The sequence below is a fragment of the Arthrobacter sp. ASL1 genome, assembly GCF_056680475.1.
The window spans coordinates 693,068-714,549 of the sequence record NZ_CM155284.1; the positions used below are offsets into that span (position 1 = coordinate 693,068).

Genomic DNA, 21,482 nt, shown 5'->3' on the forward strand with positions numbered 1-21,482 from the left:
CTTGCGGGGTGTCCGCGGTGTCTCCGCGATCCGCCCTGCAACCAGCGTGCACCCGGGGGCAAGGGGTCGCTAGGGCCGAAAGTCCCACCGGCGCGCCCGGCAACGACCGGGGATCCTCCCCCACCGACTATCATGAACGAGTGACTTCCCCAGCCGCAGGTTCGCGCCATCGGGTAGCCGACCCAGAATCCGTGCTGGGATACCCGGAGACCCACGGCCTCCGCGCACCAGTGCTCCTGAGCGGCCGCATCCCCGAACTGCCACACCTCACCCGTGCCGGCGATTCACTCGGGATGCTCAGCGTCCATCCCACCACCAAGATCGGCACACGCCACTTCATCCTCGACGGCACGGCCATCTGCGGGGGTCGGGTCGTCACCAGGAAGTCCGAGCTGGCGACCGTCATCCCGGACCAGGTGTTGACGTCCAGCTTGGGGGCGCTGGCCAACTGGTGGGCCGAGCACGTATCCAATCCGAGCTGCCTCTTCGTTCTGGACGAGGACCGGAACGAAGCGGTCTGCCTTCCCGACCCCCTCGGCGGTTCGCTGGTGTTCCGCTACTCCGCCGGCGGAACGGACTTCATCTCCAGCGACATCGTCTCGCTCGTCCAGGCGGCGGAGCTGGCCGGTTGTGCCCCGCAGAAGTCGGTTGATTTCCAATTGGAGCGCCTGATCCTGGGCAACGGCGGGCTGACCCCCGCCAGCTATGCGGGCGTCGAACGACTTGATCTGTTCGAGTACTGGGAATCGTCGTCCATAGGGACGCAACCGCGCGAATACGACCTGGCCGCCAGGGTGCGTTCCGAGGAGCTGTCGTATGTGGACGCCCTGAACCGGATTCGCGCCGAGATCCTGGAGTCGGTGGCGGCGATCTCCACGGCACCCAGCGAGTTCCGGGTAGCCCACCTGACGGGCGGCTTCGATTCGCGCCTCGTGCTAGCGGCCATGGTGGAGGCGGACTGCACGGACCGGTTCAATTTCTTCTGCTCTGGCCCCCCGGGCACCAACGACCGGCATGTCGCGGACGGCCTATCAGGCATTTTCGGGCTCCAGCGCACCCAAAGCGGTGGGCTCTCCCCCACCCCGACGCCGCACGTCCACGAACGGCTGTTGGCCCCCGTTTTCCATAGCGGCGGCATGACGTCAACAGGCCCCACCGGACGCGAACTGGAAACGACGGTCGTGGCTGCCGGCGGCGGCTACGGCGAAATCCTCCGCACCTTCTACAGCTCGCGGTTCAAGGACCTCGACTACCAAGCCTTCACCAGCGCGGACCTGATGAAGCACATGGTGCCCCCGCTTGACGGCCGGGAAACGATCCATACACCTGTGGCCCGGGAACGGATCGGCGACCAGCTGGATGCGGAATGGCGCAAGTTGTCGGCCCGCGGCGCACCGGACGACTTCGTTGGCGATGCGATGTACTCCCAGATCCGCAACCGTTACCACATCGGCCAGAACTCGATGCTGTGGAGCCGAATCGGGTCCCGTTTGGATCCGCTGTATTCGGTGACTGCCTTCCAACTGGCGCGGGCGCTGCCCCTCGAAACACGCGAGGCCAACATCATCGGTTTCGACCTCATGGATTCCTTCGCGGGCGACCTCAAGTCGTACCCGTTCGACAAGAACAGGTTCTCCGCAACGTATGCGTCCATGCGGCGCCTGCCCACCGAGAAGCCGCTGGCCCCCGAACCGGACCCCCGGAACCCCAGCACGTTTTCGGCACCCCACCGCACCATCGATCTCCTGCCGGAACGGTTGTCCGACCTGCACGTCGACGAACCACAGGTCAGCGTCTCCCAACGCCAGGAGTTCGTCAAGATCGCAAACTCCCTCGGCGTCAACTACTGGCAGGTCTCGACCCTCCCCGCCGCCCAGGCCGCCTTGCGGACGGCCCTGGAAGCCGTCGACGTCTCCCCCTTTGCCGATTCCCTCAACGTGGCATATCTCAAGCGGCTGTCCCAGACGAAGCTGTCTCGGCGACAGGAGATCCGGGACGTCTACTCGGCGTTTGGGCTCCTGGCCTGGTTGGGGAACTAACCAGTCCGACACCAAGGGTGTGACCCAGCCCGCCCCACCCGAGTACAGTGCCACACACCGGGCCGAAGGGCCCTTGTCGGCCCGGTCCGGCGGGTCCATGCTGGGGGCATGAGCACGCAATCCCTTCCCGCTGCGGTGCCCGGGGACGGCCCGGATGCCGCAGGCGCCGAGCCGCCGATCACGGTCTACATCGTGGACGACCATGAGCTGGTCCGGCGCGGATTGCGCGAGCTGCTCGAGGGCGAGGGGTTCGACGTCATCGGCGATTCCGGCACCGCCGGGGAGGCCCGTCGCCGGATCCCCGCGCTGCGCCCCGACGTCTCGGTGCTCGACGCGCGCCTGCCCGACGGCACGGGGATCGAAGTCTGCCGCGATGTCCGCTCCATCGACCCCACGCTGAACTGCCTGATCCTGACCAGCTACGACGACGAGGCCGCCGTCCGCGGCGCCGTGCTCGCCGGGGCGCTGGGCTACGTGCTCAAGCAGATCAAGGGCTCCGAACTGCTCGAGGCCCTGCGCCGGGCCGCCCGCGGCGAATCGTTGTTCTCCCCGGGGCTGAAGACCGCGATCCTGCACGGACTGGCCCACCCACAGCGCACCGATCCGCGCATCTCCTCGCTCACCACCCAGGAGCGCCGCGTGCTCGAACTCATTGGCGAGGGCCTGAGCAACCGCCAGATCGGCACCCGGTTGCACCTGGCGGAGAAGACCGTGAAGAACTACGTCTCCGCCGTGCTCGCCAAGCTCGGTTTCGAGCGCCGCACCCAGGCCGCCGTCTACATCTCGCGGCCCGCGGGCCCCGGGTACGACGGCGGCACCTGAGTCCGCGGGCAGGGCCGACACCGCGGCACGCAGCTGATGGGGCTCACCTGACGGGGCTCATCTGACGGGGACGCTCCATTGCACGCGGGTCCCGCGGCGGTTGCTGTCCACATGGCAGGTCCCACCGAGTTCGGCGGCGCGCTGGTCCATGTTGGCCAGACCGCTGCGCAGGACATCACGGGGGAAGCCGTGGCCGTTGTCCTTCACCCGCAGCCGCAGTTCATGCTCGGCCACTGTGACGGTGATGGCGATGCGGCTGGCGTGGGCGTGGCGTACCGCGTTGCTCAGCGCCTCGGTCAGCACGGCCAGCAGGTTGGCGATGGTGTGTTCGTCGTGCACGTCTTCCAGCGGGCCGGCCAGCCGCAGTCGTGGGGTGAACGGCAAGGGCTCACACGCCGTCCGCACCGCACGCAGGACCGAGGTGCCCAGTTGTTCGCCTTCGCCGACGCTGCGGCGCAGGGCGTAGATGGTGTCCCGCAGTTCCCCGATGGTGGCGTCGAGTTCACCGGTGATCTCCTCGGCACGGGCGCGGCCCGCGGGGTCGGTGATGTACCGGGAGAGCGCCCGGATGCCCAGGCCGGCGGCGAAGAGGCGTTGGATGACGACGTCGTGCAAATCGCGGGCGATGCGGTCGCGTTCGCCGAACACCGCCAGTTGCTCGTGCAGCACCCGGATGTGGGCCCTGCCGATGCCCTGTTCCACCTGGGCCGCCAGCAGTCCGGCCAGTTGCCGGTCGGTGGCACTGAAGTCGGGTGCCCCGGACGCGCGGGCCAGCACCAAGAGGCGTTCATGTCCCCCGTGCTGCCCGAGTCCGGCCACCAGCAACCGGGCCTGCCGCAGCCAGTCCACCAGGCTGGAGTTGGGCGGAAGCGTTGTCTCGCCGGTGTCGACGGCGGCCGCGAATTCGTCGCCCGGGTGGACCTGTACGCGCTGCCCGGGATCCGCGGTATCGGGGACGCGGGCACGCAGCGCCGGGGGCGTGGCGAAGACGTCACCGCGGATCACGGTCGCCGCCTCTCCGGCGGCTCCGGCCACCCGATGGTGGTGCTCGCCGACGGGCAGCAGGACCAGCGCCAGCGCCGCATCGGCCGCGTTGAGGGCTATGTGGGCGATGCGGTCGAACCCGTCGTCGTCGGGTTCCCCCTCACCCAGCAAGCTGCCGACGCTGGTGCAGGCGCGCAGCCACCGGCCGAGGTCATCGTCCTCAGCCATCGGGAGCGTCCATGATCAGGGCCCGGTTACCGCGTGCTCGTCACTCATGTCCGGGGTGGCGGCGCTTGGTCATCCCGATGATCCCGAAGACGATCATGACAAACCCGATGATGACGCCGAACCAGAGCCCCGAAAGGGAATCGCCTAGGGTCGGGTGCTGCCCGAACACGGCAAAGAGGCTGAACACCACGATCATGAGGATGCCGAGGCTCAACCATCCGACGCCGGTGTGGTCCTTGTGTTCCTGAGGAGTCTGGGTCGTTGTCCTGCGTGCCATGTCGGCTCCCATCATTCGTGCGGGGCGGGTGGCAATAGGCGGCCTGTCCCGTCATGCGTATTCGCGGCGGACCCCGGCCCTCCCCCGGGGAACCGCCGCTTCTTTCAACTTACGCCCGTGGGGCGCCCATCACAATGTGACCGGGCCGGCACCGCAACTGGCGGCCGCCCCCTGGCCACAGCCGATTGCTACCATCTTCGTCCTCTTGGCGAATACGGATTGTTGGTACGGCAGGTCCGCGCCGGTCCTCCAACGCACTGCCGCCACCGATCACCTCTATGTTCACGAGCCGGGCATCAAGCTAGCATCTTGAAAATAGCCTCGACTCGAGCAAGGAGAACCGGGAATGCCAGATGTGGTCAGACACCGGAATATGGCTGTCTTCATCGACCTGGAGAACTTGTTCGGTGGGTACGGAGGAAACGTCAGCGGTGTACCGATATCCCAGCTCATCCGGGGAATCCGGAAGGAAGTAACGGCCCTGGGCATCAGCACCGGATCCGCGACGACGAAAGCGTATGCGAACTGGAGCCATCCCGGCATGTCTACGTACCGACGCGAGTTGACCGAGAGCAAAGTCGAACCCGTCCAGGTGTGGTCGAATTCCGGTCCTTCCAAAGACGGACGCGTCGGGCGAAAGAAGAACGCAGCAGACATCCAACTCGTCGTCGACGCCCTGACAGTGGCCGGTGAAGCGCCTTGGATCGACGTCTTCACGGTCGTCAGTGGCGATGGTGACTTCATCCCATTGATCCGGCGCCTGCAATACCTGGGAAAAATCGTCGTCGGCGTATCGACCAGTACCGCTCGAGCAGGCGGGGTGAGCCAGGATCTCCGCTCTACCGTCGACCATTTTATTGACCTTCGACTCGGCGATGGACTCAGTCCGGACCCCCACACCGTTTCAGCCACGGAGGTCTCGGCTGGCAATGCCAGCACGTCCGTCGACCGCCCCGTTGCCAAGGACATCCCCTCGAACAAAAAGCCGTCAAAAGACGAATACGTGGAAACCACGCTCAGGTTCGTCCACGAATACCCGCAGACGCTTAAGGGTGGAGACGTGGATGGCGCGGTGATGAATCCGTTGCTCCGACGCCAGTGGCCACGGGTCTCGTACTCAGATTTCGGATTCAAGTCCTTTGGGGCATTCATCCAAGAAGGTTGCGGGCTCTCGATTTACCATCCGCCGGTGCCGCCAGAGAAGAAAGCCTCCCCGGATTCCGCCGACCTCGGCGGAGATTCCGCAGCGGAACATTACATTTCAGCTGTGCACGGCCTTCTCGAAAACGATGGCGCACTAGCCGGGTCCATCAAAAGTCGAGGGAGCACCGGATATCCCCTTCAAGAGCTTGAAGCGCAACTCCAAGCACTCCTGCCAGAACCGCGGAGAACTGAGTGGGGACTCGCCAATACCCTGATGTTGTTGCAGCTCACCCTTCCGGGCACGTCGTTGGTACTCCGGGGAGACGGGTCTCAGGCGCGGGTGCTCCACCGCGATGATGCAGTCCTAAGCGACCAACTGCCTATCCTGCTGAATGACGAATCCGAGTTACGTGCGGTCCTTGAGAACATTTCTCCTCAAGTTACCTATCCACCGCTTCAGGCCCTCACCGATGTCCTCACAGAATTGACCTTGCAAATGATGCCGTTGGCACCTGAAGAACTGCTGGATTTCGTGGGAGATAAACTGCCGGAGGTATCAGCGGAGCAAATACGGCACGCCTTCAGCCTTCTCTTCACGGCCGGCGCCTTTCGAGAAGGCGAAAGGGACGGTGCGATCACCCTCAGCTCCGACATTTCTTCCGTGGATGAAGGTGTGAAGTTGGTTTTGCAGGACGCAGAACGGCGGGCGGAATCGGCGGGGGTAGATACGACGCCAACCGCCATTCGCGCTGCTCTCTTCCCCGATTCATAGGATTTCCGACCCATGACGCAGATTCAGCGGTGCGTCATCCCAGCAGCTCATGGCTGCACCAACACCCCTGCTGGCGTGCCTACGCCGACCGCGTCTCCACGGCCACGGCCTTCACCGATGCGACCACGGCACGTGCCGCCGTCGTCAGCTGTACCTCGGTGGCCTCCGCGGTGAAACTCAACCGGACCGCCGTCAGGGCAACGTCGGGTTCGTACCCCATGGCCAGCAGGACCGGCGAGGGATCGGTGGACCCGGCGGCGCAGGCGGAGCCGGAGGAGCAGACGATCCCGCGGCGCTCGAGTTCGAGCAGCACCGCCTCCCCATGCGTTCCCGGGAAGGCGAAGGAGACGATGCCCGGCACCCGGTGCACCGGATCCCCGGTGAGCAGCGCCGTCGTCGTGCCCTGCCCGGCGTTACCGGCGAGTCCGGTGAGGACCGTGTCGATGAGGTAGGCGGAGCGGCGCTGGACGACGTCGAACTGCCCGGCTCCCGCACCGGCGAGGCGCAGGGCGGTGGCGGTGGAGACGGCACCGGCGACGTTCTCGGTGCCGGAGCGGCGCCCGCGTTCCTGTCCGCCGCCGTGCAGCAACGGTTCCAGCGGCAAGCGCCCACGGATCATCGCGAGCCCGGCGCCCTTCATGCCGCCGAGCTTGTGCCCGGAGATGGACAGGGCGTCGACGTGGGCGGCCCGATCCGCGGCGTCGAGCCACCCGGCGGCCTGGACCGCGTCGGTGTGCACCAGCGCACCGACCGCGCGGGCCGCAGCGGCGACCTCGGCGACGGGCTGGATGGTGCCAACCTCGTTGTTGACCGCCATGACGGACACGAGGGTGGTGTCGGGGCGCAGCAGGGTGGCCAGTTCGTCGGGGTCGACCCGGCCGTTGCGGTCCACGGGGGTGACGTCGACGGTGAATCCGTGGTGGCGGACCAGGTAGTCGCAGGCTTCGCGGACGGAGGAATGTTCGACGGCGGAGCGCACCAGGTGCCGGCCGCGCGGGTTGGCCAGGGCCAGGCCGATGATGGCGAGGTTGTTGGATTCGGTGCCGCCGGAGGTGAAGACGACGTCGCCGGTGCGCACGCGTAGGGTGGAGGCCGCCGTCGTGCGGGCGTAGTCCAGCGCGCGGGCCGCGGTCTCGCCGGGGCCGTGGTGGCTGGAGGGGTTGCCGAAGTCCCGGGCCATCAGCGGCCAGACCAGGTCGAGGATCTCCTGTTTGACCGGCGTGGTGGCGGCGGCGTCGAGATAGATCACCGCGCCTCCCCCGTTCCGGTGCGACCGCCCACGCGCGCCCGGCCTTCGGCGATCCGCACGTCGAGCCCCAGGTCCAGCGCGCGGACCGAGTGCGTCAGCGCGCCGGAGGAGATGACGTCCACGCCGGTGGCTGCAATGTCGGCGACGGTGTCCAGGCGGACATTGCCCGAGGCCTCCACCAGCGCGGCACCCGCGATGCGGCGGACGCCCTCGGTGAGGCCGGCCAGGGAGAAGTTATCGAGCATGATGGTGTCGACCCCGGCGGCCAGGACGGCGTCGAGCTGGTCCAGCGAGTCGATCTCCACCTCGAAGTGCACGGTATGGCCAAGCCGGTCGCGGGCGGCGCGCAGGGCGGCGGTCAGTTCGTCACCGGTGCCGAGGAGGGCCAGGTGGTTGTCCTTCGCCATGACCGCCTCCGACAGCGTGCCGCGGTGGTTGTGCCCGCCGCCGCAGCGCACCGCATAGCGTTCCAGGGCGCGCAGGCCCGGAGTGGTCTTGCGGGTATCGGCGACACGGGTGCCCGTGCCGGCGGCTGCATCGACGAAGGCCCGGGTGGCGGTGGCGATCCCGGAGAGGCGCTGGAGCAGGTTCAGCCCGACGCGTTCACCGGCCAGCACGGCCCGGGCGGGGCCGGTGACCGTGGCCAGCACGTCCCCGGCGGCGAAGGGCCGGCCATCGGCGAGCGCGGAGGCGACGGTGGTGGCCGGATCGGTCAGCACCATGGCGGCCTCGAAGACGGCGAGCCCGCTGAGGATGCCGGGTTCGCGGGCGATGACGTCTGCGGTCGCGGTGGCGTCGGCCGGGATCAGCACGTTGCCGGTCAGGTCGCCGGTGGGGTTGTCCTCGGCGAGCGCCGCTTCGACGATGTCGCGGATGACACGGTACGGGACGGGCAGCGGGTCGACGGCGAGCAATGGAGCGTCCGCACCAACCGTCGCCTGGGGTGAATGGGTCTGCGTGGTCATGTCGGTCCTCATCGGTGGGTGCTCCCCGTCAGGAGCAGGTCGGACTGCAGAGCCGCAGCAGCGGTATCGGCGGCCGTATCGGTGGTTCCCCGGGTGGCGGAGCGGACGAAGCCGACGCGGCCACCCGGTTCTCCCACCGCGTCAGCCGGTGCGTCGAGCCGGTAGTGGGCGCCGATGGACCCGGTACGGGCGAGTGCGGCCTCGGCGATGAGGCGCCCGACAGTGGTGAGGTTGCGCAGTTCGGCCTCCGCACGCGTCGCGGGCACCTGCCCCTCCCCGGCAGCCAGCGCACCGGCGAGCGCGGAGGCCGCGAGGGCCAACCCCTCCCCGGTCCGCTCGACCCCCAGATGGGCGGTGGCCAGTTCCCGGACGGCCTCCAGCGTCAGGGGAACGCCGGACGGTCCAGACTGGGTGTCCCGCGCCGTTCCACCGGAAGTCGGCCCATCTTCGAACAATTCGAACACGTGTTCGAGATCTACAGATTCCCCCGCGAGGAGGGCATCGTCGTCGTGCAGGGTACTGGCGGCACGGAAGCCATGCACGAGCGCCTCGAGCAGCGAGTTGGACGCCAGCCGGTTGGCCCCGTGCGTGCCGGTGCAGGCGGTCTCCCCGGCGACGCGCAACCCGGGGACGGTGGTGCGCCCGCACGCGTCGGCGAACACGCCGCCCATCCAGTAGTGCTGCGCCGGGGCGACGGGCACGGGTGCGGTGGCCAGGTCCATCCCGTCGCGCGCCAGTCGTGCGGTGATGGCCGGGAAACGGCGGGTCAGGAATCCGGCGCCGCGGTGCGCTTCCACGGCGCGGGCGTCGAGGTACGCCTCTCCCCCGGAGGCACGCAGGCGGTGGATGGCGCGGGCAACGACGTCGCGGGGTGCCAGTTCGGCATCCGGGTGGACGCCCTGCATGAAGCGCCGCCCGTTCCCGTCGATGAGCACCGCACCCTCCCCGCGGACGGCCTCGGAGACCATGAAACGCCCGGCCGGCACGAGCGTGGGGTGGAACTGCACGAACTCGGCGTCGGCCACCAGCGCCCCGGCGCGCCAGGCCAGTGCGGCCCCGTCTGCGGTGGCGCCGGCGGGGTTGGTGGTCCACGTGTACAGGGAGCCGATGCCCCCGGTGGCCAGGAGCACGACGTCGGCACGCAGGCGGGTGCGCTGCCCGGCTTCCCCGGTGAGGACGTCAACCCCGGTGACCCGTCCGGCATCGCACACCAGGTCGGTGGCGAACGCGTGCTCGCGAATGGCCAGGCACCCCGCGGCTTCGAGCCGGCGGACGACCGCGATCAGCGCGGAGGCGACGACGCGGCCGGTGGAGTCCCCGCCGGCGTGCACGATCCGGGCATGCGCGTGCGCGGCTTCCAACCCCAGGGCCGGGCCGTCACCGGTGGCGGACGGATCGAACACGGCGCCGAGGACGGCGAGCGCCTCGATGTGCCCCCAGGCGGAGGAGCAGACGTCGCGCACCGCGGCCACATTGTTCAGCCGGGCCCCGGCGATGAGCGTGTCCTCGATGTGGCTGGCGACGCTGTCACCCGCAGCCACCCCGGCGGGGCCGACGCCTGAGATCCCGCCCTGGGCGTACCAGCTGTTCGAATCGGCCAACGCATCCTTGGTCAGCAGCGTGACCCGGTGCCCGCGCTCGACGGCGGTGATCGCCGCATACAGGCCGGCCACCCCGGAACCGACGATGGCCAGGTCACGGACCGTGCGCTCGCTGGCCGCTCCGGCCGTCAGGACGCCACTCACGGGCGGGCCGCCAGCATCCGCTCCAACGCCACCTTCGCGGAGGCGGCATCGCGTTCGGGCACGGAGATCTGGTTGACCACGCGCCCGGCAACCAGTTCCTCCAGCACCCACGCGAGGTAGCCGGGGTGGATCCGGTACATCGTCGAGCAGGGGCAGATCACCGGGTCCAGGCAGAAGATGGTGTGCTGCGGGTACTGGGCGGCGAGGCGGTTGACCATGTTGATCTCGGTCCCGATCGCGAACGTGGTCGGTTCGGTGGCGGCGGCGATGGCCTTCTGGATAAAGTCGGTCGATCCTGCGGAGTCGGCGGCGTCGACGACCTCCATCGGGCATTCGGGGTGCACGATGACGTTCACGCCCGGGTAGTCGACGCGGGCCTTGTCGATCTGCGCGGTGGTGAACCGGCGGTGCACGGAGCAGAATCCATGCCAGAGGATGACCTTCGCATTGGCGAGCGCCTCGGGCGTGTTCCCGCCCAGTGGCTTGCGGGGGGACCACATGGGCATCTGCTCCAGGCCGATGCCCATGGCCTTGGCGGTGTTGCGGCCCAGGTGCTGGTCGGGGAAGAACAGCACCCGCTGGCCACGCTCGAACGCCCATTCCAGCACGGTCGCCGCATTCGAGGACGTGCACACGATCCCGCCGTGCCGTCCCACGAACGACTTCAGCGCCGCCGAGGAGTTCATGTAGGTCACGGGGATGACCGGAACGCGGCCTTCGGCGTCGGCCTCGGTGCCGTAGAGCTCCACCAGCTGCTCCCAGCACTCCTCGACGGAGGACTCGTCAGCCATGTCCGCCATCGAGCAGCCGGCCGCGAGGTTCGGCAGGATGACCGCCTGGTCGGGCGTCGAGAGGATGTCGGCGGTTTCGGCCATGAAGTGCACGCCGCAGAAGACGATGTATTCGGCCGTATCGCGGCTCTGGGCGGCGTTGGCCAGCTGGAACGAGTCGCCCACGAAGTCGGCGTACTGCACCACCTCGTCGCGCTGGTAGAAATGCCCGAGCACCACCACACGCTCGCCGAGCGTTTCCTTCGCCGCCCGGATGCGCCCGTCCAGCTCCTCATCGCTCGCGAGCCGGTACTCCTCGGGGATCACCCCCTGCTGCGGCGTGCTGGCCGGTGCGACGTCGTCCATCGAGGAGCCCGGCCCGTAGGAGGGCAGCCCGGTGTCCAGGTCCCACGGGGACTTCACCAGGTCGGTGGTGCAGACGCCGTCGGCGGTCTCGCCGGCCGGAGTGCCGACGCCAAACGGGGTGAGGGTGAGGCGGGTGATCGTGTTGCTGACACTGGTCATGATGTGGTCCGTTGTTCTTCCGTGGGGGTGGTTGCGTTGCGAGCGGGTCTTGCTAGGCGGTGTTGCCAGCTGGCGCCTTGCGGGCCGTGCTGGCTGGATCCGGTACGACGGCGGTGTCCCCCGTATACCGGTAGAGGCGCGGTGGGCGGTGCTTGCCTCCGAGCAGGTACTCGTCGGTTGGCTCGATGTCGGCGGTGCCGCGCAGGTGGCGGCGGAAGTTCGCGGCGTCGAGCCGGCGGTCCAGGACGGCCTCGTAGACCTCCTGCACCTGGGCCAGGGTGAAGCGCTCGCCGAGGAAGCGGTGGGCGATCGAGCCGTATTCGACCTTGTTGCCCAGCCGCCACAACGCATACCTGACGATTTCGGCGTGGTCGAACGCCAGGGCGTCGAGGACCGCGTCGTCGCGGGCTGGGAACCAGGCCACGTTCGGGTCCTCGATCAGCCGGGCCGCTTCCGGGTGTTCCTCGCGGACGAGCGCCCAGTAGACGATCGAGACCACGCGCTGCGACGGCGAGCGGTCCAGCCCACCGAAAGCGTAGAGCTGTTCCAGGTGGCTGGGCACCAACCCGGTGGTGGCGCGCAGGTTGGCGGCAGCAGCATCCTGTAGCGTCTGGCGGGCGTTGAGCGGACCGCCCGGAAGTGCCCACTGGTCGCGGAACGGCTGGCGGGTCCGCCGGACCAGCGGCAGCCACAGGGATTTTCGGCCGGTCGGCTGCCCGTCGACGAGTTCGTCGCGCAGCGAGAAGATCACGGTGGAGACGGCCAGCTCGGGGCTCAGCGCCTGGCGTTCGGAGACGTTGGCGAACTCCACGATCACTCCTTCCGGCCGGACAGATTAGTTATAGTCATTTCGACAAGAACTAATAGTACTCCTGTGTCCGGTCCGATTCCAAGCATGTGTCGAACGAGGACAGCCCGCCCTGCTTCTCCCGGTCCATGGGCCTTCGACGGACCTGGAACCCACGAATAAGATGGAATCCCACCCACGCCTGGAGGCCAACGTGCGAACTACACGCCAACTCGGCCAAGCAGTCGAGACATGGCTGCGTGACGAGGTAGCGACCGCCTACGACGCGCTCATCACCAACCCCGACAATCTCGCCACGGCCGACGAAGTCCGAGCCCGCTTAGCCACAAGGCAGGCAGCCCGCGAGTGAAGGAATACCGCGTCACATTCCGGCGCGAAGCATTGCCCAGTTCGTTCTCGCCGGCTACCCGGCGGCCGCCTCGTCGTCGAGCATCGCGTCCTCGATCCGCACGCCGCGGAACGGGGAAACCGCCAGCAACACCATTCCCACAGCCACGAGCCCGGCGGCCACCCACAGGGCGACCGCGATGCCGGCACCGGTCGCGATCCATCCACCCAGCGGCGCGCCGAGCACGATCATCCCGCGGTTGGCCGAGCGCCGCACCGAACTCATCCGGGCGATCATCGCCTCCGGGGTCAGGGCCTGCCAGAAGCCCATCTCCAGGGGGCTCTCCGCACCCATCGCCATCCCCCACACCAGCTGTGCCGCGCCCAGGCACGCGACGAGCAATACCGGCCCCGCCCCGGCGTCGTGCATCCACGGCAGCAGTGCTGCCACCGCGGCCAGCAGCGCCACGGACACGGCCTCGGCGCCCCGGGCCACGATGATCACCCGGCCGGTCCCCCAGCGTTCCCCGCAGCGGCCCGACACGCTGGTGCCCACCACAGCCCCCACCCCGGCGCAGCTGAGCACGATCCCGAGCGCGATCGCGCCCAGGCCGGCGTCGTGCAGCACCAGCACCGGCAGCACGGTGCCCAGCATGGCCGAGCCGATGAACCAGACGTGGGTGCCCCACGCCAGCGGGCCCAGGTACCGGTGGCCGTAGATCCAGCGCAGCGATTCACCGATCCGCGTGGAGAGCTTCCGCCGTCCGCCCACCTGTTCCGGAGCACGACGGCGGGGCAGGCTGGCGATGGTGGCACCCGAGAGGAAGTAGGTCGCGGCGTCGAGCAGCAGCGCGAACGGCGCGGTGAGCAGGGCGACGAGACCGCCGGCCACGGCACCGCCGACGGTCTGCGCCACGGTGTCGCTCTGCTGCAGCCGCGCGTTCGCCCGCACCAGCAGCGGCCGGGGCACCAGCTGCGGGATGAACGACTGGTAGGCGGCGTCCCCGAGCATCGACAACAGCCCGAACGCGAAGATCACGACGACGACGCCGAGCAGCGTCAGCCACCCGGACACCCCGCCCACGCAGAGCAACGCCAGCAGGATCCCCCGCCCCAGGTCGGCGGCGACCAGTACGGTGCGCCGGCTGAACCGGTCGACCCAGATGCCAGCAACCAGGCCGAACAGCAGGTAGGGGGCCCATCGTGCCGCGCTGACCAGGCCTTGGTCCTGGGCGGTGCCGTCGAGGGTGACTAGGACCAGGACGGCGAGCGCGACGGAGGTGATGTAGGTGCCGAAGTCGGAGACCGTGGATGCCGTCCAGAACCGAACGAAGGGCGCATTGCGGCGTAATCCTCCGCCCGCGCGCCTGGCTCCCATGGTTTCGAGCGTAGTCCACGGGCATTTTCGCGCCCGCCGGTGCGCCCGGCAATTCACGTCCCCGACAGTATCCAGCCGCGTTCCTGCTCTGTATGCTCAGCGTCATGGCCTCACCGATGATCTACGTCAGCTTTCCCGGAACTGCCCGCGAAGCGCTCGGCATCTACGCCGAGGTCTTTGGCGGAAACCTCTCCCTTTTCACGAACAAGGAGTTCGGCAACGGCGGACCGCCGGACGCCATCGCCCACGGTGAGCTTCAAGGCGTCGTCTCCGTGGCGGGCTCGGATACGTCACCGGGCGATAAAAGCGTCAAGTTCGAGGGGCTCATGCTGTCCCTCCTCGGTACCGCCGAACCAAAGGTGCTCCATGAATGGTTTGACCAGCTCGCCGTCGGCGGCCGGGTGGAGGACCCGCTGGCCCCCAAGCCCTGGGGAGCGTCGGACGGCCAGGTCATCGACCGGTACGGTCTCCACTGGCTCATCGGCTACGAACCGACGTCCTGAATATGACGCTGCGGCCGACCGCAAAGCGCGCTACACACACGCATTGGTGCTGCCTTACCCCGCTCAACGGAGTAACCTGCGCCGATGCCGGAGCTCGCCACCGCGCGTTCCAGGTGTAATTGCCGCGCGCGTTCGGCCTACCAACGATGAGCACGAGCCTCCCGGGGTTAGCGGCTTCCGCGAGTTCGCGCACTGCGACGGCGGAGAGGTCGTGGGCGTCGTCGACGAACAGGACCTTCCGGTATAGAAAGCCAACCAGATCCGTTAGCCATCAGCGCAACCGTCCTTGCGCGCATTATCGCGCAGTCGGAGCGAGCCTGTGGGATCGTTCACGACCATTGAGTGATCATGCTGAAGCGATCGGTTGATGGTTTGGAGCGCGTCAAGTTCCGGGCACGAGTCCACGTCCTGCAGGCCGGGCGCTGAGCAGCCAGCCGGGAATGCAGCCAGCCGGGAAACGAGAAGGGCAACCCCCGCTACAAGCCCTACTCATCCTCGATCCCGGCGTGACAAACGGACCGATCACGACCGTGCTCGCATGACGAGCAGCTTCGAGGCCAGGGCTGTCGGCAGGACAGGCATCTGCCTCTCGGTACGAGCGAACCGGTCCGTAGCCGGCGACTGTCGAACGTCGAGTCGAAGAAACTTAATATGTCTCATATTGGTCCACTTGCAGGCGAGGAGGATCGTGGACAGTAGGCACAAAGTAGCTTGTGCGGGCAGAGTAGCGTCGGTGCATGAATACTGCTCCGCTGGCCCTTGTGGAGGTCAATCCGTGAAGAAGCGCGCACCGGTACGCTTTTGAGCCATCAGATCAGTTCGGGAAGCCTTGATGGGGGCTGAACTAGTGGTCCACGAGTCCAACCGCTGGCTGTCGATTCAGCGCGGTGCCGCGGAGATGGCCAGCTGCAAGTTCGTCCTCGACGATCGACCGCAGTCTCATCCGGTCCTCAAAGAAGTGCCGAACGGGCAGTTGTACATCCTCGCGCTCGAGGTGGCAATGTCGGCTCCACGGTGCGGCAATGGCTGTGAAACACTTCGCGCGATTCGAGAGACGTACCCGCTCGTCAGGTAATGGCGCTCGATGACGGTGCCGGGTTGCGTGGGTTTTGGGACAGCATGGGTGCGTCCGCCACGAATCACCGAATCTCTTGCTTCGCGCCGAGATAGTCACGTACTCCGAAAGTTGAGCGCCGCGCAGCGCGCCGCCTACTGTCGACGACCCCCTCCGTGCCTCCTCGCTCCAACTGGCTTCAACACCCTCGGCTGCTCAGTCCGGTTGGCCGTTGACGGATGTTCCTGAGGACTGGTCGTTGCCTCCCCGGGCGTCGGTCATGTGGAGCTTCGACAGCGATACGTCCTTGGCGAATTTGAATGAGGCCCGCGACGCCGAAACCGCCAGCTTCACTGACCTGACACCTCAGGCAGACGGTCAATGTCGATGACGGAAACAAAGCTCGGAAGGGATGCGATTGAACGCTCAGAGGTCGACCGGTCAAGAACAAGTGATCGGGACGGAAGGAGGGCGGAAGAATCGTCTTCGTTGAATCTGCGAGGGAGATCCAGTCGCGGAGCATCGTCGGTGATAATACGTTGGTCGGAACGTTCTTCCCCGAGCGGTGCTGACGCCGTAACTTCGAGCCGCGTCAACGGTGCTCCATCGAAGTCGTCGGTTTCTCGCCGGACGATCTGCTGCACATAGGAAGGCATGGGTCTGTAACACGTGCCGTCAGTCTTGTTCATGTCCCAGAAATCGCTGATGTGATTGGGATGCGCTGGCATCGGGCGAGTCGCCAAGTTCGCCACGATCTCGGCCAGCGAAAGCCCCAACTGCAATTGTGCGACTAAGCCATCGAACACGCTCGACCACGGAATGCTCCCAGGGAGATGCGCCGCCGACGTTAGTCGGGCACGACCGGCCGGCGGTTTGCCGTAGGTGTCACGTACTTGGGTGGCCAGCTGCGCGCTGCAGCCCGCATTGCGCGGCACTGGGGTGCCCGCGCCGGGCTCCGCGGTGTAGAAGACGTAGAGAGGCATCCATCTACAGGTGACATCTTCGATAGCTGGGTTGATCAGCCGATCCAACTGCTGGCCGGTACTGTGCGGGTGGCCGAGTTCCGCGAACCGGCCGTTCCGATTCATGATCTTTGCCTGCACACGAATCTGGACCCAGTTATTGCCGTGTCCAATGAGCCATTCCCAGTCCGCGCCGGTGGCGGTCTCATCCGGCTCGTTAGTCACGATGTAAACGCGTTTGGTCCAATACTTGCGAAGGCGAAAGAAACTGTGCTCAGTTGCTGTTACCTCGCCCAAACGAAGGCGATATCCCTGAGTTCGGGAGTGATGAACCATGTCCCAGATGTCCTCCGCCTGGGCGTCCATTGCACGCTGCATGCTCTGAAAGAAGTCGAGTTCGGTCATGAAGTTCAGCTTGTCATAATCGACACAGTGCGTCCTCGTGGAACGTGTATGCGACTGCTGGCCCAAATAACTCCCTGAATGGGCTGCAGCTGTTCCCCCTGAGACGTCGGCCACCCGTGATTCTATTGACTGGGAGTCCGGTTTTGCGTCGCGTGTGTACGGCGGAGACCCCTTCTGAAAGAGTGTTCAAGCAAAGTAACCTGCCACCGACGTTGAGGCTCTCCACGCGCGGCGGGTGCCCGTGATTCGCTGGGCGACACGCAATTGACGGAGAGGAACGAGGATGCCGCAGAATCGTCGGCGAGGTAGCGACAGAGAGGCGGCGCGTCGGGCGGCGCGACGCACGCAGACCGCCGCGCCTGCAACGCCAGAGGCCACGCCAGCAGACCTATTCGCCCAACTGCGGCAGGGCGCGCGCAATGTCGCCGGGGTGACCTACCAGATCGGCCTGTCCGCGGCCCTACTGGTTCGCTCAGGAGCAGACGGCTGGCCAGACATAACTGCGGTACGCCCCGAAGGTTTCGAAGATATCGACTGTCGTCTGGAGGACGTCGGCTGGCTGTTCGTGCAATCAAAAGAACGCTCCCCTGGGAACGCGCTGGGCGCATCGGGTGTCGCCGATGCCATCACGCACGCGCTTGAGCTTCGTTCAGCGACCGCGAGCGACGGACCGCGACGGGTCGCCGTGGTGACGAACGAGAGGTTCGCGTCGAACGTGCCCGTGACCGGCTGGAGCTCCACCCTGTCCTGCCAACCGGGACTCGACGATCTATGCGCGGCGCTGATAGCCCAAGGAATGGACGCGGGCGAGGTGGAACGCGCCCTCTCTCGTACTTCGACCGTTGTCGTTCCAGACCCACTTAAACCGGACATCGTGCGCGGTGTGCTGGACGGCTACGGGGTCGCGGATGCCGTCGGGCTCTCCGTGCATGCGCACTTGGTGAACGAACTCGCGCGGATGGCCGGCGAGCAGCGTTCACGTCAGCTGCATGACGCGTTCGTGTTCGAGCGGACGCGGCTGGACCGTCTCGTCGAGGACGTGCAGCGCGCGACAGACCTCACGCGTCTCTCGCGCGCCGTCGATGCCGGCGTGTGCGAGTTCGCCGATTTCGCACACGGGACTCCCGACGACTTGACTACGTTCTTCAGTGGCGTCGCGGTCCAGCCCGCACACATCGCTTCAGGGCTCGACGTCCCCCGAGTAGGCGAAACCGAGCAGGCTCTCGAAGCGCTGAGCCGTTCTCGTCAAGCGCTGATCGTTGGTCCCAGCGGCACCGGCAAGTCCGCACTGCTGTGGCGGACCGCGTCGATGATCGCGGACGGCTCTCGCGTCATTAGAGTCACGCGCGTATCCTCCGATGCCGACGTCGCGCTACTCGTGGACCATATCGCCGCTCTCGTTCCAGAAGCCTCGCGTCCGGTGATTGTGTGCATCGACGACCTGGGTCGCGCGCGGACCGCCGCCTGGCCGGCTGCTCGCGACGAGCTTCTCGCCATGACTGGCGTCTCGGTGCTCGGTGGCTGCCGTCAAGAGGACCTGACTCCGGAGATCGGGCGCCGTGCAGCGCTCGTCGACTCCCGGCTGGCCGGGGAGTCTGCCAACGCGGTGATCCAGGCCCTGCAGGACTCCGGGATCAGCGTCGTGGTCGAGCCCGAGGAGGCAATCAAACACGGCGAAGGGCTCATGATGGAGATGATCGCCTTTGCGACCACAGGCCATCACCTCCACGAGGTGCTCTCGGAGCAAGTGGCGAGTCTCTCGACACGGGATGTGCTCGCAGTCGAGGCCCTCCGCTACATCGCGGCGTTGCACACTCTCGGCCACGCCCTGCCTGCCGAAAATCTCGACCGCATGTGTACTCAGGACGGCGGCTTGTCGCGCTCATTGCGGCTGCTTCAGGACGAGCACCTCATCTCGATTGAGGACGCGACTGCATGGCGAGCTCTGCATGATCTCCGCGCCGAGGTGCTGGTGGAGGCGCTCCACGCATCCCCGCCGCCCACCCTCGGTGCCACCTATGCCCGCGCCATCGCGGGCGTTCAGCCACGCCTGCGCCCGGAACTCATCCGCCGGGCTGCCACACGCCTCACGAGACGGTCGTTAAGCGCCCTCGGCCTCAGCCGTGAGCTTGGTGCCCTCGCCGATATGATCCGCGACCAAGTCCATTGTGAAATCGAAGACCCGAGCGAGGCGACGGCGGGCCGGGTCGCTGAATGGGTCCAAGTCGCGGAAAGACTCGATGCGCTGACCTATGTGCACGCCGCGCTCCCGATCGTGAGCAAGTCTGTCTCGGACACCGCCGACCCAACCGACGTCCTGCTTCTGGCATACTCACAGCAGGCGTCCAACGTGTTCGCCGAGATGGACTCCCTACAGGACATCCGCGACCTCGCGACCCGGCTGCCCCAATGGACACCGTGCTCCATCGAGACCGTCCTCGACGTGCTCGACCCCGGAGGAGTCGCCACCGCTCTCGTCACTGCAGACCTCGAATCGGCGATCGCGCTCGCGGAGGCCATCGAGGGCCGGATACCGGTATCCGGTAGCAGCGTCGCCCGCGTCCTGGAATCCCACCCGGTCGAACCTGGAAGCCTGAGAAGCGTTGGCCTTCGTGCTCGGCTCGTGGCAGCCCTGTTCTCCGCGAACGATCCAACGTCCCACGAGGTCAACGGCCTCTTCGGTCCGGTCTCGAACCGCGCAAGCCTCGCCGTCGCAGCAGATCTCTTCGCATACGAAGCAGTCGTCACTACAATTGCGGCCGCATCCCTGCCTGACTCCCCAAGTGCGCTCGCCAGGCCGCCCCGCTCGGAAATCGCGACCGTAGCGACCGCAAAGGCATTCGCGCGCACAGAACTGCGCCAAGAAAGCGATAGTTACCTGGATCAGCCCGGGACCGATCCCGCGTCGGTCAATGCCCAGGCGATGCGGTTCGTTCGGCGACTATTTGACATGTGCCCCGAACTCGACCTCGTCACGGTTGATGTCGTGCAGGCCGACGGCGAAACGGAGATGATGGGTGTGCCCTCCGACGGGCACAAGTCGATCCGTGCCGGGGTGGTCCCGAGGGCAGTCGAACAGCGGCGAAACATCGCAGTTCAGACCGCTGCGATGTCGACACGGAACAACGAGCGCTGGTCTGATCGATGCCGAGAGCAAGCCGCGATCGCGAACGATCTCGCCACGCTCCTTGACGAACTCCCGCGCCGCCTCTTACCCCACGACAACGCAACTCGTCGACGCGACTGGTCAGACAGAGCGCGCCAAATTGCCGCACGCGCAGCCCGAATGCCAGGAATTCCATCCCCTCGGCCGTTCCTCGACGAAGTAGCGACTCTTCTTGGCTCGAACGCGGCCGACCTTGAGCAGCGCGTTAGAGAGTCCGATAGGGCCAGGAAGTTCTATGACGCTGTCACCGGGTCGCTGTTGCAGGTGGTCCAGTCCGGGTTCCATCAGCCCGCTATACACGGCGCCGGACTCCGGCTGACGGACACCCTCAAAGTGTTTGACGAAGCCGCAGCTGGGCCCCAGCTCCCGGTATACGCGGCAATCGGTCCCACATTGCCAAGCGCCCTCCGCGATTCGGTCTTAGTCGCCTCGCGGATGCTGACCTGTTTCGAACGCCTGCCTGCTAGCGCACTTCGCGTCGACACCGTAGGCGACCGCACGCTGGCGAACGCGCTTGACCAGCTGGCAATCGGACAGGCGACCACGACCGCGGATGCAGTCGTGGCGCGGCTCGAGGCGGCGGGAGTGTCGGATGTGACCGTGGCAACGTATGAGGCCGCCGCGCCGGTGCCCGCATGGAATCACCTGGGCGTCAGCGTGGCCGTGGCGCTGGACTACTGGGCTGCAACCGAGCGAGCGCTCCGCGAATGGGTCGTCGAGGCCCGTGTCGACGCCGGGTTTGACAGTGTCGTCGTCGCATCGGTCCGCGACGGCAGACTGGCGATCCCAATCGGCATCGTGCTCTTCGGGTCCGGCTCACGAGGAACCCCCGCGACAGACGAATACCTCCAGGTGGCTCGAGTCGCGCAGGCACTCGACGAGGTCCCCCACGTCTACCGCGCCAGGATGGGCACTTACCTCGACCAAGTCATTTCGATCTCGCAGGCCAAGAATCTGAGCCTTCACCGGCCCGCGCACTGGCCGGCGATTCCCGCTCCGCCCCCGCTTCCCGCGCCCCTGACCGTCGACGAAGACGACCCCGCAGCATGGAGTGCGGCGGCAGAGCGGGCGACCACGCTTTCAACCGAGGTCAGCGCCGACGATTACCATGGTGCTCAACTCGCCGTCGAGTTAGCCCGGCTCGACCTCTACCAGGCGAATTCCGCCCCCAACCAGATCGCGGGGCTCGTGCTCGAGGCGGGCCTCCTGTCGCTGGAAGCCGATATCCATGTTGCTCGATCGAACTAGCAGGCGGACGTGACGCCGCAGCGTGGTCCGAGCTCGGATATCGCTCTGCCGGCGTCCGATCCGCAATCGCCAGCAGCGGTGCGATTCCATACATCGGCCCGACCCAGCTTGA

The 21,482-nt window shown here is 66.9% G+C and carries 15 protein-coding genes; 6 read left to right on the forward strand and 9 right to left on the reverse strand.

Annotated elements, in window-relative coordinates:
- The first annotated feature begins 140 nt into the window (after positions 1-140).
- Both AC1MEQ_RS03150 and AC1MEQ_RS03155 read left to right on the forward strand, forming a co-directional pair.
- Positions 141-2,039, forward strand: coding sequence for a hypothetical protein (locus tag AC1MEQ_RS03150; protein ID WP_479793859.1), 1,899 nt, complete (start codon positions 141-143; stop codon positions 2,037-2,039).
- Positions 2,040-2,147: 108 nt separating this feature from the next.
- Positions 2,148-2,861 carry a response regulator gene (locus AC1MEQ_RS03155; RefSeq protein ID WP_479793861.1) on the forward strand — a complete coding sequence of 238 codons (714 nt, stop codon included), beginning with the start codon at positions 2,148-2,150 and terminating at the stop codon, positions 2,859-2,861.
- 57 nt (positions 2,862-2,918) lie between these two features.
- On the opposite strand, the gene AC1MEQ_RS03160 is transcribed toward AC1MEQ_RS03155, so the two are convergent.
- The gene (locus tag AC1MEQ_RS03160; RefSeq protein WP_479793863.1) at positions 2,919-4,073 is read right to left on the reverse strand and encodes a sensor histidine kinase; all 1,155 of its coding nucleotides are present in this window, start codon (positions 4,071-4,073) and stop codon (positions 2,919-2,921) included.
- 40 nt (positions 4,074-4,113) lie between these two features.
- Positions 4,114-4,350: a hypothetical protein gene (locus AC1MEQ_RS03165; protein ID WP_479793865.1), complete on the reverse strand. Its 237-nt coding sequence runs from the start codon at positions 4,348-4,350 to the stop codon at positions 4,114-4,116.
- A gap of 346 nt (positions 4,351-4,696) precedes the next feature.
- On the opposite strand from AC1MEQ_RS03165, the gene AC1MEQ_RS03170 reads away from it, so the two are divergent.
- Entirely contained in the window at positions 4,697-6,265 is a 1,569-nt protein-coding gene (locus AC1MEQ_RS03170; protein WP_479793867.1) for an NYN domain-containing protein, read from the forward strand.
- A gap of 79 nt (positions 6,266-6,344) precedes the next feature.
- Here AC1MEQ_RS03170 and AC1MEQ_RS03175 read toward each other — a convergent pair whose 3' ends face one another.
- The 5 genes from AC1MEQ_RS03175 to AC1MEQ_RS03195 are packed head-to-tail and all read right to left on the reverse strand — an operon-like array spanning position 6,345 to position 12,333.
- Positions 6,345-7,514 (reverse strand): cysteine desulfurase family protein, encoded by a 1,170-nt coding sequence (locus tag AC1MEQ_RS03175; RefSeq protein ID WP_479793869.1) that lies wholly within the window; start codon positions 7,512-7,514, stop codon positions 6,345-6,347.
- Positions 7,511-8,479 (reverse strand): carboxylating nicotinate-nucleotide diphosphorylase, encoded by a 969-nt coding sequence (gene nadC, locus AC1MEQ_RS03180; RefSeq protein WP_479793871.1) that lies wholly within the window; start codon positions 8,477-8,479, stop codon positions 7,511-7,513. Before nadC ends, AC1MEQ_RS03175 begins: the two co-directional genes overlap by 4 nt.
- Before the next feature lie 8 nt (positions 8,480-8,487).
- Positions 8,488-10,224 carry an L-aspartate oxidase gene (locus AC1MEQ_RS03185; RefSeq protein ID WP_479793872.1) on the reverse strand — a complete coding sequence of 579 codons (1,737 nt, stop codon included), beginning with the start codon at positions 10,222-10,224 and terminating at the stop codon, positions 8,488-8,490.
- A complete protein-coding gene (nadA, locus tag AC1MEQ_RS03190) occupies positions 10,221-11,519 on the reverse strand; it encodes a quinolinate synthase NadA (protein ID WP_479793874.1) in 1,299 nt (432 codons plus the stop codon). The genes AC1MEQ_RS03185 and nadA overlap by 4 nt, the downstream gene beginning before the upstream one ends.
- Positions 11,520-11,571: 52 nt before the next feature.
- On the reverse strand, positions 11,572-12,333 hold the full coding sequence (locus AC1MEQ_RS03195) for an NUDIX hydrolase (protein ID WP_479796028.1): 762 nt from the start codon (positions 12,331-12,333) through the stop codon (positions 11,572-11,574).
- Positions 12,334-12,520: 187 nt separating this feature from the next.
- On the opposite strand from AC1MEQ_RS03195, the gene AC1MEQ_RS03200 reads away from it, so the two are divergent.
- Positions 12,521-12,676: a hypothetical protein gene (locus tag AC1MEQ_RS03200; protein ID WP_479793877.1), complete on the forward strand. Its 156-nt coding sequence runs from the start codon at positions 12,521-12,523 to the stop codon at positions 12,674-12,676.
- 54 nt (positions 12,677-12,730) lie between these two features.
- Here the strand turns inward: AC1MEQ_RS03200 and AC1MEQ_RS03205 are convergent, their stop codons facing one another.
- On the reverse strand, positions 12,731-14,032 hold the full coding sequence (locus tag AC1MEQ_RS03205; protein WP_479793879.1) for an MFS transporter: 1,302 nt from the start codon (positions 14,030-14,032) through the stop codon (positions 12,731-12,733).
- Between the two features lie 104 nt (positions 14,033-14,136).
- Here AC1MEQ_RS03205 and AC1MEQ_RS03210 point away from each other — a divergent pair, with 104 nt between their 5' ends.
- Positions 14,137-14,535: a VOC family protein gene (locus AC1MEQ_RS03210; protein ID WP_479793881.1), complete on the forward strand. Its 399-nt coding sequence runs from the start codon at positions 14,137-14,139 to the stop codon at positions 14,533-14,535.
- Between the two features lie 1,404 nt (positions 14,536-15,939).
- Here AC1MEQ_RS03210 and AC1MEQ_RS03215 read toward each other — a convergent pair.
- The gene (locus AC1MEQ_RS03215; RefSeq protein ID WP_479793882.1) at positions 15,940-16,956 is read right to left on the reverse strand and encodes a DUF6615 family protein; all 1,017 of its coding nucleotides are present in this window, start codon (positions 16,954-16,956) and stop codon (positions 15,940-15,942) included.
- 283 nt (positions 16,957-17,239) lie between these two features.
- Here AC1MEQ_RS03215 and AC1MEQ_RS03220 point away from each other — a divergent pair, with 283 nt between their 5' ends.
- The gene (locus AC1MEQ_RS03220) at positions 17,240-21,370 is read left to right on the forward strand and encodes a hypothetical protein (protein ID WP_479793884.1); all 4,131 of its coding nucleotides are present in this window, start codon (positions 17,240-17,242) and stop codon (positions 21,368-21,370) included.
- Positions 21,371-21,482: the final 112 nt, after the last annotated feature.

What these genes read in the sequence shown, in the direction of transcription:
- AC1MEQ_RS03155 (WP_479793861.1), top strand. Translation starts at nt 2,148, where the DNA reads ATGAGCACGCAATCCCTTCCCGCTGCGGTGCCCGGGGACGGCCCGGAT.
- AC1MEQ_RS03160 (WP_479793863.1), bottom strand. Translation starts at nt 4,073, where the DNA reads ATGGCTGAGGACGATGACCTCGGCCGGTGGCTGCGCGCCTGCACCAGC.
- AC1MEQ_RS03165 (WP_479793865.1), bottom strand. Translation starts at nt 4,350, where the DNA reads ATGGCACGCAGGACAACGACCCAGACTCCTCAGGAACACAAGGACCAC.
- AC1MEQ_RS03170 (WP_479793867.1), top strand. Translation starts at nt 4,697, where the DNA reads ATGCCAGATGTGGTCAGACACCGGAATATGGCTGTCTTCATCGACCTG.
- nadC (WP_479793871.1), bottom strand. Translation starts at nt 8,479, where the DNA reads ATGACCACGCAGACCCATTCACCCCAGGCGACGGTTGGTGCGGACGCT.
- nadA (WP_479793874.1), bottom strand. Translation starts at nt 11,519, where the DNA reads ATGACCAGTGTCAGCAACACGATCACCCGCCTCACCCTCACCCCGTTT.
- AC1MEQ_RS03205 (WP_479793879.1), bottom strand. Translation starts at nt 14,032, where the DNA reads ATGGGAGCCAGGCGCGCGGGCGGAGGATTACGCCGCAATGCGCCCTTC.
- AC1MEQ_RS03210 (WP_479793881.1), top strand. Translation starts at nt 14,137, where the DNA reads ATGGCCTCACCGATGATCTACGTCAGCTTTCCCGGAACTGCCCGCGAA.
- AC1MEQ_RS03215 (WP_479793882.1), bottom strand. Translation starts at nt 16,956, where the DNA reads ATGACCGAACTCGACTTCTTTCAGAGCATGCAGCGTGCAATGGACGCC.
- AC1MEQ_RS03220 (WP_479793884.1), top strand. Translation starts at nt 17,240, where the DNA reads ATGCCGCAGAATCGTCGGCGAGGTAGCGACAGAGAGGCGGCGCGTCGG.